Source organism: Lewinellaceae bacterium (assembly GCA_020636105.1).
GTDB lineage: Bacteria > Bacteroidota > Bacteroidia > Chitinophagales > Saprospiraceae > BCD1.
The window spans coordinates 1722032-1735152 of sequence record JACJYL010000002.1; the positions used below are offsets into that span (position 1 = coordinate 1722032).

Consider the following 13121-nt stretch of genomic DNA (forward strand, 5'->3'; position numbering starts at 1 on the left):
CCTTTGAAAAAACTGCTTGCTGTCTTATTCCTTTTTACATTTCTTCACGCCGCTCCGCTTTCGGCGCAATGCCCCATTTATGCCAAAATTCCCGATTCCGTTATCTATGACGTGGAAAAACTGGGCCTTGCCCTTACCCAAAATGTCGAAAAAGAAAACGACAAAGCCTGCCATATCTTCCAGTGGATACGTACAAATATCAAATACGACAGCGAAGCCTATCGCAGGAATAAAAAGCGGATCAACGCTACCACCGCCGATGTATTGAAACGAAGGGAAGCCGTGTGCCTCGGATATTCACAGCTTTTCGCTGAAATGTGCCAGGCAGCCGGGTTAAACGCGATGGTCATTGACGGATACAGCAAACAAGGAGCCATACCGCCGGATATGGAGGAAGGGGATCATGCCTGGAATGCCGTTCAGATCGATGGCCAATGGTACCTGGCGGATGTAACGTGGGCGGCGGATTCAAGGGGCGAAACTTATTTTTGCAGCCCTCCCGAAGATTTTATAAAAGAACATCTGCCTGCCGATCCCATGTGGCAGCTTCTGGACCACCCCGTTTCCGCCGACCAGTTCAGGCAGGGCACTGTTACCCCACAGAAAACCTATCCTGCCTTTTCTTTTTCGGATAGCATAAAAGTCTTTTTGGAGCTGTCTCCTGCAAACCAGAAAATAAAGAGCGCCGAAAATGCCTATATTTTCAATCCCACCGGGTCCAACCGGGAATTGCTTGGACACGCCTATGTCGATTTTGCCCTGTCAATGACCCCTGAAGCGGAGCGACTCCAATCCTCAGGAAGCATGGATTCACTTACCCTCCTACAATTGGAAATGATTCGCTTTTTCAGGTTGGCGCACCAATACACGGCATTGCTCGACTGGCAAAGAGATAATTTTGCTAATATCCTCATCAACCAGGCCGTCAGCTATGCTGCACAATTACCCAATGCGCCTTCCTTTCCGGAGGCCAAAGAGATCCTCGACCAGATGAAAAATTTGCTACTCGAAGCCAAAAACTTACTTGAACAAGAAAAAATTGAACATTTCCCTTCCCATACTTTAGAAATTTGCGAAGAATATTTAAAATGGGTGGAGACCTATTGGGATTAAAATCCTATGCTTCAAAGAAATATTTCAAGATGCCTTTTCTGTGAGAGATTAAACTGACCAAATTTAATTTTCCCACATTAAAATAAACGTTAGTGTAAAAATTACATAAAGTGTGCTATTTTTTTGCCTTAATAGTTGACTATCAACAAAATGAGATATATCTTCGCGCAAAATTTAGAAAAATCTTATACTCACGATGATTAAGAAACAGTATTCAAAAAGCAAATCACTTTGCAAAGTGACCTTTACTCTTCCCAAAGAAGCCGCTTCTGATGCAAAAGAAGTACGCATTTTGGGTGAATTCAACGACTGGAACTGGGAGAAAGCTCCTGCGATGAAAGCCGACAAAAAGGAATTCAAAGCTACCCTTGAGCTTGCCACAGGACGCCCATATCAATTTCGCTATATGATTGATCACGAACGCTGGGAAAACGATTGGAATGCAGATGACTACGTTATCTCTCCATTCACCGGCGCTGAAAATTCAGTGGTGATCGTTGAAGAAAAACTGGATGTTGCTCCTGTAGCGAAAAAAGCAGCTCCTGCCAAGAAAGCACCTGCTGCAAAAAAAGCAACTACTGAAAAGAAAGCAGCTCCGACGGCAAAAGCAACTCCGGTGGCTCCAGTCGCAAAAGCAACTCCGGTAGCTAAGAAAGCTCCTGCAACTAAAGTAGTTAAAGCTAAAGTTGAAAAAACGGCTAAAGCTACCGCCAAAGGAGGAAAAAACGCTAAGAAGTAATAAATAATAACGGACAAATAATTTATTTAAAATACTGGTAATCAGTAATTTATTTCAATTAATTATCCATTTATTTGACTTTCTCAGCAAAGTAAAGATTTAAAGAAAAAAGGCTAAAGTGGAATTTCCGCTCTAGCCTTTTTCTATTTCTATAAACTTTGCTCCGTCTTTAGCCTTTCTTCTCGGCCTTCATCTGAGGAAAGAAAAGCACCTCCTGGATGGACCGCTGGTTGGTCAGCATCATGGTCAATCGATCCATACCAATACCAAGTCCTGATGTCGGAGGCATGCCGTATTCGATGGAACGGAGAAAATCCTCATCCAGCACCATCGCGTCATGATCACCCCGCTCGGCAAGTTTGAGCTGATCCTCAAAACGCTCCCGCTGATCAATGGGGTCGTTGAGCTCTGAATAAGCATTGGCAATTTCCTTTCCATTGACAAATAACTCAAAACGTTCCACCAACCCCTCCACGGAACGGTGTTTTTTCGCCAAAGGCGTCATCTCTATCGGATAATCCGTGATATAAGTCGGCTGGATCAGGTTGGCTTCCACTTTTTCACCAAAGATCTCATCGATCAATTTTCCTTTCCCCATACTGTCGTCCACCGCGATGTGAAGGTCTGTGCACACTTTCCGCAAAGCCGCCTCATCCATTTCAGAAACATCGATTCCTGTAAATTCCTTGATGGAATCGTACATGCTCAAACGGCGGTAAGGTCCGGCAAAATCTATCTTTTTATCTTCATAGTTCACCACTGTGCCCCCGGTCACCTCTTTAGTGATATATTCCAGGCAGTTTTCCACCATCTCCATCATCCAGTTGTAATCTTTATAGGCCACATAAATTTCCATACTGGTAAACTCAGGATTGTGGGTTCTGTCCATCCCTTCATTCCTGAACATTTTTCCAATCTCATACACCCCTTCAAAACCGCCCACGATCAGTCGCTTGAGGTAGAGTTCATTGGCAATACGCATATACAAAGGCATTTCCAACGTATTGTGAAAAGTCTCAAAAGGACGAGCCGCTGCGCCACCGTGAATAGGCTGCAATACAGGCGTTTCTACTTCGAGCCATCCCTTGTCGTCAAAAAACCTGCGCATAGACGACAGGATCTTGCTGCGGGTGATAAAAATGTCCTTCACATGAGGGTTAACCGTGAGGTCCACATAACGCTGACGGTAACGCATCTCAGGATCTGTAAAAGCATCATGGACATTACCCTCTTCATCTGTTTTAACAATGGGCAACGGGCGAAGAGATTTGCTCAGGAATTTGAACTCGGAGGCATGCACGGAAATTTCCCCCACCTGGGTACGAAAAGCATAGCCTTTGATTCCTACAAAATCACCAATATCCAGCAATTTTTTGAACAACGTATTGTAAAGTTCTTTATCCTCTCCCGGAGCAATTTCATCCCTTTTGATATAGACCTGTATCCTTCCTGTTGAATCCTGGATTTCGGCAAATGCAGCTTTTCCCATCACCCTGCGGGACATGATCCTACCGGCAATGCTGACTTCCTTGAAGTTGTCCTCCCCTTCCGCCGGCTCATCTTTATAATTGGCCTTGATCTCTGTGGCGTATGCCGTAACCGGATAGGCTTCCGCAGGATAAGGGTCAATGCCCAGTTCTCTGATCTTTTGAAGATTCTCTCTTCTTACAATTTCCTGTTCACTTAATTGCATGTGTACTTTTTTTTAAAATACCGGATCTGTTCCGGTTAAACATAATTTTTTAAGAAGCGCAAAAATAAGCTTTTCTTCTGTTATTGCCTATAATAATCAAAGTCCTTCAAGGAAAGTTCCCCGCCTATCCTCAATTGAGGTCTATTTTCCTCCCTGGGATCGCTAAAATCTGACCAAACAAAAATATAATAGTCCGAAAATCTCCCGCTCTCAAAAAAATATCCCCTTTCAGTAACCTATTCTTTTTTCAGCGCATAAAGTAAAATCTAATAAACCTAAAATTTGACCACCATGAGAAAGTTAATCAACTTTTCTGGCACCGACGGTGCTCCTGCCTTTTCATTCTTAAACATTCAACATTCATCCACAAAAAAATTACTTTCCTTGAATGCCGGAAAACCATTCCGAGCTTTCGCCCTGCTCATGTTAATATGCTTTAGCGTGAGTTTTTCTGGTTTATTTGCACAGGCACTGAACATTAAAGAAGCCGTTCAAGGGGAAAACAGCGTATTCCCCGAACCTGACTGTTTTCAGGATCCATGTCCCTGTGAAGGGGGCATAAAACAAGTTAAAGTATTCTATTTCGGAGAAGACAACGTCGACATCGAAGTGTATGGCAACAACAGCCTTTCCATCTTTATCACTTCTTTTTCCGGGGTAAACAAAGGGGATTTACTGATCGTTGATGGCACGGGTACTCCTTTGGGAACCCTTTACACCAAAACATTCTTTAAAGTGACCAATTCCCTTGGGGAAACTTGTATCACCAGGATAGACACCAAATGCCCTACCAATGCATGGCCCGGCGCCCTGGAAGACCTCAAAATTGTGGGAAATACCTTTGCGGATTTCACTGTTTACTCGATTACTGACAATGGCAATAACAACGAATGTACCATAGACAATGTCGACCAGGATTGGCACGTAGGTGGAAACATCATTGGCCCGACCAAAAACACCATGGGCACCCGAAACAATGAGGACGTGGTTTTCATCACCAATGATACCCCTCGCGGGGTGATCACTACTTCCGGAGATTACGGGATCAACACCCTGACCCCTTCTGCAAAACTCGATGTGCAGGGCAATGTGCTCATCGAAGAAACACTTGACGTCAACGGCATTGCAAGCATGAATTCCGGTACAGCTTCCACCAATAGCACCAATGGGGCACTGGTCGTCACGGGAGGCGCCGGTGTAAGCGAAAACCTAAATGTGGGCAATGATGCCAATATTGGCCACAACCTGGACGTATCAAATGATGCAGCGGTAGGCAATGATCTTGCGGTTTCCAATAATACCGCCGTGGGCAATGACCTGAGTGTAACTGGCGACGGTACTTTCGGTGGAGATGTAAGGATATCTTCAAGCCCCGGATTATCCCTGGACTTAAGTACCAATGCAGCGGGAAACACCTTCAGTTCAACCGGTGCCAATTTAATTTTAAGTACCGTCAGCACAAACTTACTCATCAACACCCAACCCGGGGACGGCAAAGTAGCCATCGGAACCGTGAATATCCCGAATGCCGTGATGGGCACAGATGTGAGCGGGTACAAACTCTTTGTCCAGGGAGGCATTCTTACCGAGGAAGTCAGGGTCAGGAGCGATTGGGCGGATTTTGTTTTTGGGGATCAATATTACCTGCGTCCTTTGACTGAAGTGAAACAGTTTATACAAAAACACGGCCATCTGCCGGGCACTCCTTCTGCTTTGGAAATTCAAAAATCCGGACTTGAGCTGGCGTCCAATGCCACCAACCAACAGGTAAAAATTGAAGAACTTTTCCTTTACCTCATTCAACTCGACGAAAAGGTCAATGCGCTCGAAGCCGAAAATGCAAGGCTGAAAGCTTTATGGGAACAAAAATAATTCACCTCTAAAAACGTAATAAAATGCAGACCTTTTCAAAAATATTAACCATCGGGCTCGGTGTCAGCATCATGATACTGGCAGGAACTTTCTTTCTACAAGAAAGGATGCCCGGGCCAATACACCAGGAGGAAGAATTTGAGGAAGAAGAAGGCCTCATGGCCAAAATTGCAGGCAGGTACGAACAGGAATTCCTGATGACCAGGGATCCGAAAATCAACAGGGTCCCAACGGAACGACTGATGGCAGCAAAGGCCGTAGCCGACCAAAAACGAATCCTGAAATCAGCAGAATCCTTCCCTGTTTACTGGGAAGAACGCGGTCCCAACAATGTGGGGGGAAGAACGAGAGGCCTTATTTTCGATGCCAATGATCCCACGCAAAAGACCGTTTGGGCCGCCGGAGTGTCAGGAGGATTGTGGCGGACCACCAATATCGATGCTTCTCCACCCAACTGGACCCGGGTGAATGACCTTTTTGAGAACCTTGCCATCACCACCCTTGCCCAGGATCCCGGCAATCCGAACATCCTTTACTTCGGCACAGGGGAAGGATACTGGAACTTCGACGCCGTGGCCGGGTTAGGCATCTGGCAAAGCACCGATGGAGGCGTGACCTGGAACGTTCTGGGTTTCACATTGGGAAATGGCAACTTCAGCTGGGTCAACAAGATCGTCGTAGCCGCCAACGGAGATATTTACGCGGCAACCTCTACTGGAGGCGTACAGTTTTCCAACGACAGCGGCACCAGTTTCACCACCGTTTTAGCCAACGGGATTGGAGGAGCGAACACCAACAGGGCCGACGATCTGGAGATTGCGGCCAACGGAGACATTTATGCCGGAATGCGCAACGACGGTATTTACAAATTGACCAATGGCGTTCCGGGATGGGTGGCTTCTACCAATAACCTCCCGACCTCCGGATTTGGCCGAATTGAAATAACTTCCGCACCCGGCAATGCACAAACCATCTACGCCGCTTTCGCCGATACCACATCTGCCAACAATGGAGGATGTATGGGCGTTTTTCAATCCACCAACGGGGGAACCAACTGGACCGCCAAAACAGTTCCGGGAGCCATCGGAACCCAATGCTGGTATGATTTCATCATGGCCGTGGATCCCAACGACGCCGCACGCGTGTGGCTGGGGGGCGTCCGGCTTTTTGTTTCCGGCGACGAAGGCAGCAACTGGACACAAGCCAATGTCGATCATTCTGACCAGCATGCCATTGTTTACCGGCCTGGCAATTCCAATGAAATGCTTTTGGGGAACGATGGTGGGGTGGAACGCACCCTGGCAGGCAGTGCCGCAGTGCCCGCCTTTTCGCCAAAAAACGATGGCTACAATGTCACACAATTTTATGCCATTTCCATGAATCCCGTCAGCGGCTCCAACGAGATCATTGGAGGAACACAGGATAATGCCACCCCTGTTTTCAGTTCATCCGGACTGGGATCCACGACCTGTGTGTTGTGTTGCTGCGATGGTGGCTGGGCTCATATTGATCAGGATGACCCTACGATTCAAATAGCATCCACCCAGGACGGATCCTTTAACCTGTCCACCGGTGGGTCAGGCGGGGCTTTTAATAATATCGTGCCGGGGTCTCCGGATGTCCGGTTTTTCATCACCCCTTCCTCCTATGACAGCGGCAATGATGTATTCTATTTTTCGGATGATGTGGATAATTTTGGCCGGGTGACCGATATCGGAGGCACCAACACCCTTACCTTCGAGCCTGTTGCCGCTTTTGGCAACGGTCGGGTTTCGGCATTCGCGGTGTCCCCGAATACGGCTGACCGGGTTTTTATGGGCATTGAAAACGGCACCCTTTTCCAGATCGACAATGCCAACATGAACGGTGCCATTACGGTTACCAACCTGAATGCGCCAGCGGTTGGGTTTATGTCCTCCGTTACCGTGGCCGCCGGTGATGACCAGCACCTGCTCATCACCTACAGCAACTACGGCGTGCAAAGCATCTGGGAAACCACCAACGGAGGAACCAACTGGAGAAGCGTGGAAGGCAACCTGCCGGATATGCCGGTACGCTGGGCCATGTTCCACCCATTTGACCCGGAACAGGTTCTGGTGGCCACCGAACTGGGGGTCTGGACCTCGGCAGACATTACCGTGGTGTCCCCGGACTGGCAGCCCACCAATGGTTTTGGCCTGGCCAATGTACGGGTGGACATGCTCGTTTACCGGTCTTCCGACCATACCATCGCTGCCGCCACACATGGACGCGGCGTGTTCACAACCGATTATTTCGGGATGCTGGCCAACTGTCAGCCCAACCTGAATTTATCGGGTATCATTGCACCCGGAATTTACACGGCAGAGGATGTGCTTACCACCGACGGAACCGTCCAGGGAGCGACCGCCGTGATTCTTCAGGCCGGGGAAATGGTGGTTCTGGAACCCGACTTTACCGCCGAACGCGGCAGTGATTTCTGGGCGCTCATTTTACCATGCGCCCCTCCGGGAAGTTTCGCCCCGGATGAAGAGCAATACTTCCTGAAAATGCCTGATGAATCGGGCATGGAGGCGAAAACCATTGAGGATAAAAAGGATAAAACACCGGAAGGAAAATTAAGATGTTACCCCAACCCGGCGCAAACCTTTGCCACGGTGGAATTCGAGCTTACTGAAGCGACCAACATGCGCATCGTAGTGATGAATGCCAGGGGACAACTGGTTGATGTGCTGGCAGATGGAAACTTCACGGAAGGCACCCTGAAGTTCCCGTGGAATACCAATGCCCTGGAAAGCGGGTTGTATTTCGTACAGGCACAAATGGCCACAAAAGCCGTTACCGAAAAAGTTTTTGTGGTTAAATAGATTAATACGGTCGACGACGGACGGACGACAGCTGACGATTTTATATTTTTTACGTTAAAAAGTATAGTTATCCCGGATTTTGCCTTTTGGTAGAATTCGGGATTTTTCATTTCCCCCCATTACATTTTGTTAAATATTAATGGATAATGCGAATCAAGGGTTGAACCCCCTTTCGGGGTTCTAGCGATATTTTTTTAATTTCTACGGGTTACACCCGCAGTTATCAATATTTTATCCTTTCAGGATAGCTAAAATGTCTGAAAGACATTAATTTTAATAACCCAGGGCGAAGCTCTGGGGTTGTCAAATAATGAAATCAACCCCGAAAGTGGGTTGAATATGTTGATTCAGAAATCAAAATATTCAACCCTTGATTCGCATGGATAGTGAATCTCTATTGCACTGAAGCGTTTTATAGGCAACAAAATCAAAAGTTATGAGTGTGTAACGAAATTATTTAATTGCAATCCAGGTGATATTTTGTTCTTATCCCTCTTCCATTTTTATATTTACGTTGAAACTCCAAGCCAGTTTTTTAAAAAAAATGGTAGGAATACAAAAAATCTCTATCAGTAGAATTCCGAAATAAGTTCCTCTCATTTTCTTTAAATTTTTCAAGATTTGAAACTCTGCTTTTATTCATTTTTTTTTAATTTTTACCACATTTTCCGAACTTACCAGATTGTTGCAAAATGAAAAATGAGAAAAATGTGGCTTCATGATTCATTAGTCTATATTTAATCATTGAAGTTGTTTAAAGTTTTTTTGAATTTGGGATAAAAGTTGCAGAGAGTTAAGTTTGAAAATCCTACTTAACTCACAAAACCACCTGCAACGATGGTCAAGTTAAGCAAAAAGATGATTAACGAATATCTGATACTCTATTTAAGTGTGGACAAACGTGGCCCAAAATGTCAGTATGGATTATGGCGAATCGTAAGAGCCATTATGCATAAATTGAAAACTGGTTGCCAATGGCGAGAATTACCCCTTCGGCAATTCTTTAATCGGTTTTCAATTACCTGGAACACAGTGTATTACTATTTTCAAAAATGGAGCAAAGACGGTAGCTGGCAACGTCTTTGGACATCGTTTTTAAAACTTCATAAATCGCTGCTGGATATGTCAAGTATTCAATTGGATGGTTCACATACGCCAGCAAAGCGAGGAGGAGAAGAAGTTGGTTATCAAGGCAGGAAAAAGTCCAAAACGACCAATATGCTTTTTCTAACTGATAAACAAGGTATTCCGCTTGCTTGTGGCAGCCCTGTTGCTGGTAACCATAATGATCTATTTGAGATTGAAAAAAGCGTGTCCAAAATAGTAGACACTTTGAAAGCCTCAAATATTGATTATGATGGACTTTTTATGAATGCAGATGCCGGATTCGACGGGGTTGACTTCAGAGAATTTTGTGAATATTTTAGAATCATCCCCAACTTCGACATCAATAAAAGAAACTCAAAAAATCCAGATAAACATGATTATTACTTTGATTATCAATTATATAAAGAACGTTTCGTTGTGGAAAGAACAAATGCCTGGCTTGATGGATTTAAGGGACTGTTGGTCCGGTATGAAACTAAAGCCTCACATTGGTTATCTTTCCACTATTTAGCATTTACACTTATCTTGTTAAGGAAAGTGTTGAATACGGAGCGAAAACTTTAAACAACTTCAAAAAAAAATGAATCTGCAAAATTTTCTCCATGATTTTTTATTATTATTTTAATTTGGAAATATTCTAAATAATTTTCCGTTTCAGCCAATTTTTCACTACCTTTCCTCACCATCAAAACGATCCACATGGCCTACGACGAACACCTGGCAGAGCGCATCCGAAGCATCCTCGACGCACGTAAAATCAATTATCTCGATAAAAAAATGATGGGTGGCCTCGTCTTCATGGTTGACGACAAGATGTGTATTGGTATCGTAAAAGACAACCTCATGGCAAGGATAGGAGAAGAAAAATATCCTGAAGCCCTTCAAAAGGACGGCTGTAAGGAAATGAATTTCACCGGCCGTCCCTTGAAAGGTTACGTTTTTGTGGAACCCCAAGCCGTTGACATGGAGGACGAGCTTGAGTACTGGGTAAAACTTTGCCTGGATTTCAACCCGCTGGCCAAAGCTTCGAAGAAAAGGAAGTGAAGGAGGGGTTATTCCCCCCCATCATCGTCATCTTCCTCCTCCCCGTCTTGCTCTTCCTTTTCCTTTTTGATCACTTTACCTGAGGCATCAAGTAATACTTCTATGGTTTTCAACCCTGATTTTAGTTCTACTTCATAAGCCACCTCCATTTCCGGGTTGGACAATAAATTTGCCTCCTTGATTTTGTAATCTTTAAATTGATCGGCGAGGGTGGCTGTCACCGCTTCGGGCAGGTCTTTTTTGTCAATGGACTTTTCGGTTTCCATCCATTTTCCATCCATGGAATAATTAGCGCTGTATTCGGATTGCTGCCATTTGAATTCAGCTTCAAATTCACCATCTTCTTTTTCCCATTTTATGGAAGTGGCTCCGGGAAATTTTTCAGCAAAAGCTGCTTTAACAGCATTCGGAATATTTTTTTGAGCGCAGGCAGAGGCGACAAAAAAGAGTAAAAGGCCAAAACTCGTTGATAATTTCATTAATCTTTTTTTTGTTAAATAATAATCCAAAATTAGTCCCAAAATCTGTGATGAACCTGAACCGACTTTTTATGTATCAGAGATTAGGGAAAATAATATAAAAATGATGAAATCCTTTCTCAAATTGATAGCCCGGCTGACAATCGTTCAGGTCGGCTATTTTTTTTACAATGGCCAGTCCCAACCCCAGGGAATTTTCATTTCCTCCCCGGGTATAAAATCTTTTAAACAATTGGTCGGAAAACGCTAAAGGCTGATTTCCCGGATTCGAAAAAGCAAGCCTTCCATTTACGAACTCAACAGCAAGTGTATCTCCGGGTCGGCTAAATTTGATCGCATTGCCAAGCAGATTTTTAATGATAATGGCGAGCAGGGTTTTACTCATCCTTACCTCCCGGTTGTGGTCCAAATTTTGATTAACCGTTATTTCCCTCGTCGCCAAAATAGAATCTACTGCCGCCAATTCTTCCTGAATCAATTCAGCAACAATTATACTTTCAACATCATTAAACTGGTGGTTATCAATTCGGGTCAACAGAAGCAAATGTTTATTGAGCCGGCTCAACCGATTCGCCCCCTGGTAGATATCTTCCAGGACTTTCATCTGATGTCCGGGCATTTCTTCTGTTTCCATCAAGGCCTCTATTTTTGAAGTGATCAGGGTAAGTGGGGTCTGGATTTCATGGCTCGCATCTTCGCTAAATTCTCGGAGGCTTTGGTAATCATGATGCGCTTTTCCCGTCAATTGCACCAAAGATTTTCGAAGTTCTTCAAATTCATCGACCTGGCTTTTCTCAAAATCGAAAAGGTCTGATTTGCTAATATCGTACTGCCGAAGATGATCCAGGTATTGGTAAAAAGGACGCCAAAGTTTACGGGTGTATCTTTTATTCCACCAAAATAAGGCGCCCCCCAGAATAAAACACAAAACAAGCAGGCTAATCCCGAGTGCAAAAAACAGGTCCTCCGTTTCCACCAATGAAGCTCTTAGGGTAATTTGGTAAACATTTCCAATTTGATCAGCATAGAGGGAAGTCAATTGCCGAAAATTTTCCTTTTCCTTTTCCAAAGGGTCAAAAATCAGGGTGTCCAGTATTTTCACTTCAGGGCCAGTGGGCATACTGCCCCATTTCTTCACTTCTATTCCGGGTGGAAAATGCGGGATCGGCTCCCCTGCCTCAATCCGATTTTCCATACGCGTTAAATTATTTTTCAATTTCTCATCCACCTCATTGAGCACAATACGATTGATGACCCAGAAAAATAAAACAGCCCAGGCCAACAAAGCCAGCAGGGTAAACTGAAAAAAAATCTTATTATTTTTTTGAACCAATTTCATTAGATGGACAATTTATAACCCATCCCATAGATGGTTTTGATATAATCCTCGCCTCCGTTTTGAAGGATGCGCTTTCTCAGATTTTTTACATGGGTATAAACCAGGTCAAAATTGTCGGCGAGGTCCATATAATCTCCCCAAAGATGTTCGGCAATGGCTGCTTTGGTCAGTACCCGGTTCTTATTCATCACAAAAAACAAAAGTAAATCGTATTCCTTTTTATTTAACTCAACGGCCTTATCCAGGACAAAAATGGTATTGGAGAGCAGGTCTATCTTCAGGCTCCCGAATTCAATGATTTGATTTCCCTGGAAAAATCTGCGTCGGATCAGGGATTTTATCCTGGCGTTGAGTTCCGGAAAATGGAAAGGCTTGGTCAAATAATCATCAGCCCCTTCCCTCAGGCCCAATACTTTATCTTCCAGCGCATGCCTGGCAGAGATGATCACCACCCCCGTTTCCGGATGCAACATCTTGAGCCTGTTCAATACTTCCAATCCATTTCCATCTGGTAAACCGACATCAAGCAAAACAATTTCATACTGGTAAAGCTCAATTTTTTCAAGGGATTGCTCCAGGTCAATAGCCGTTTCGCAGCGGTAACCTTCCTTTTCAAGCTGGTCAACCATTGTCTCCCTTAAAACCGTTTCGTCTTCGACGATCAAAATCTTCATCTATGAAAACTTTTATTTTTCTTATTCAATAAGATTGGTCAGGATAAAATTAGGGCTTAATTCTGGAATGGGGCTGAAATACCGAAACAAGTAGACAATGAAAACCTGGACACTCGACTTCCACACGGCATTAGGCACCAAATTATGTACAATGCCTTTCAATTCTAATAAAAACACGGTACCCGACAAACACCAGTTTTGCTTTTCAAATCAAA

10 protein-coding genes are annotated in these 13121 nt (G+C 44.5%); 6 read left to right on the forward strand and 4 right to left on the reverse strand.

What is annotated here, in order from left to right:
- Positions 1-3: 3 nt before the first annotated feature.
- Positions 4-1113 carry a hypothetical protein gene (locus H6571_23925; protein ID MCB9326798.1) on the forward strand — a complete coding sequence of 370 codons (1110 nt, stop codon included), beginning with the start codon at positions 4-6 and terminating at the stop codon, positions 1111-1113.
- Between the two features lie 196 nt (positions 1114-1309).
- Positions 1310-1852, forward strand: a complete 543-nt coding sequence (locus tag H6571_23930; protein ID MCB9326799.1) for an isoamylase early set domain-containing protein — start codon at positions 1310-1312, stop codon at positions 1850-1852.
- A gap of 169 nt (positions 1853-2021) precedes the next feature.
- On the opposite strand, the gene lysS is transcribed toward H6571_23930, so the two are convergent.
- Positions 2022-3545, reverse strand: a complete 1524-nt coding sequence (gene lysS, locus H6571_23935) for a lysine--tRNA ligase (GenBank protein ID MCB9326800.1) — start codon at positions 3543-3545, stop codon at positions 2022-2024.
- A gap of 291 nt (positions 3546-3836) precedes the next feature.
- On the opposite strand from lysS, the gene H6571_23940 reads away from it, so the two are divergent.
- The 4 genes from H6571_23940 (at position 3837) to H6571_23955 (ending at position 10414) form a co-directional block, all read left to right on the forward strand.
- Positions 3837-5417 (forward strand): hypothetical protein, encoded by a 1581-nt coding sequence (locus H6571_23940; protein MCB9326801.1) that lies wholly within the window; start codon positions 3837-3839, stop codon positions 5415-5417.
- Between the two features lie 23 nt (positions 5418-5440).
- Entirely contained in the window at positions 5441-8263 is a 2823-nt protein-coding gene (locus tag H6571_23945; protein MCB9326802.1) for a T9SS type A sorting domain-containing protein, read from the forward strand.
- 837 nt (positions 8264-9100) lie between these two features.
- On the forward strand, positions 9101-9934 hold the full coding sequence (locus tag H6571_23950; GenBank protein MCB9326803.1) for an IS5 family transposase: 834 nt from the start codon (positions 9101-9103) through the stop codon (positions 9932-9934).
- Positions 9935-10069: 135 nt separating this feature from the next.
- The gene (locus H6571_23955; GenBank protein ID MCB9326804.1) at positions 10070-10414 is read left to right on the forward strand and encodes a TfoX/Sxy family protein; all 345 of its coding nucleotides are present in this window, start codon (positions 10070-10072) and stop codon (positions 10412-10414) included.
- An 8-nt stretch (positions 10415-10422) separates the two neighbouring features.
- Here H6571_23955 and H6571_23960 read toward each other — a convergent pair whose 3' ends face one another.
- The 3 genes from H6571_23960 to H6571_23970 form a co-directional block, all read right to left on the reverse strand.
- A complete protein-coding gene (locus H6571_23960; protein MCB9326805.1) occupies positions 10423-10893 on the reverse strand; it encodes a PepSY-like domain-containing protein in 471 nt (156 codons plus the stop codon).
- Between the two features lie 76 nt (positions 10894-10969).
- Positions 10970-12232, reverse strand: a complete 1263-nt coding sequence (locus tag H6571_23965; GenBank protein MCB9326806.1) for a HAMP domain-containing histidine kinase — start codon at positions 12230-12232, stop codon at positions 10970-10972.
- A complete protein-coding gene (locus tag H6571_23970; GenBank protein MCB9326807.1) occupies positions 12232-12906 on the reverse strand; it encodes a response regulator transcription factor in 675 nt (224 codons plus the stop codon). Before H6571_23970 ends, H6571_23965 begins: the two co-directional genes overlap by 1 nt.
- Positions 12907-13121 lie beyond the last annotated feature (215 nt).

Bases quoted from the DNA above. Each gene is read 5' to 3' on its own strand.
- H6571_23970 (MCB9326807.1), bottom strand. From the start codon at position 12,906: ATGAAGATTTTGATCGTCGAAGACGAAACGGTTTTAAGGGAGACAATG.
- H6571_23960 (MCB9326805.1), bottom strand. From the start codon at position 10,893: ATGAAATTATCAACGAGTTTTGGCCTTTTACTCTTTTTTGTCGCCTCT.
- H6571_23955 (MCB9326804.1), top strand. From the start codon at position 10,070: ATGGCCTACGACGAACACCTGGCAGAGCGCATCCGAAGCATCCTCGAC.
- H6571_23950 (MCB9326803.1), top strand. From the start codon at position 9,101: ATGGTCAAGTTAAGCAAAAAGATGATTAACGAATATCTGATACTCTAT.
- H6571_23940 (MCB9326801.1), top strand. From the start codon at position 3,837: ATGAGAAAGTTAATCAACTTTTCTGGCACCGACGGTGCTCCTGCCTTT.
- H6571_23965 (MCB9326806.1), bottom strand. From the start codon at position 12,232: ATGAAATTGGTTCAAAAAAATAATAAGATTTTTTTTCAGTTTACCCTG.
- H6571_23945 (MCB9326802.1), top strand. From the start codon at position 5,441: ATGCAGACCTTTTCAAAAATATTAACCATCGGGCTCGGTGTCAGCATC.
- lysS (MCB9326800.1), bottom strand. From the start codon at position 3,545: ATGCAATTAAGTGAACAGGAAATTGTAAGAAGAGAGAATCTTCAAAAG.
- H6571_23930 (MCB9326799.1), top strand. From the start codon at position 1,310: ATGATTAAGAAACAGTATTCAAAAAGCAAATCACTTTGCAAAGTGACC.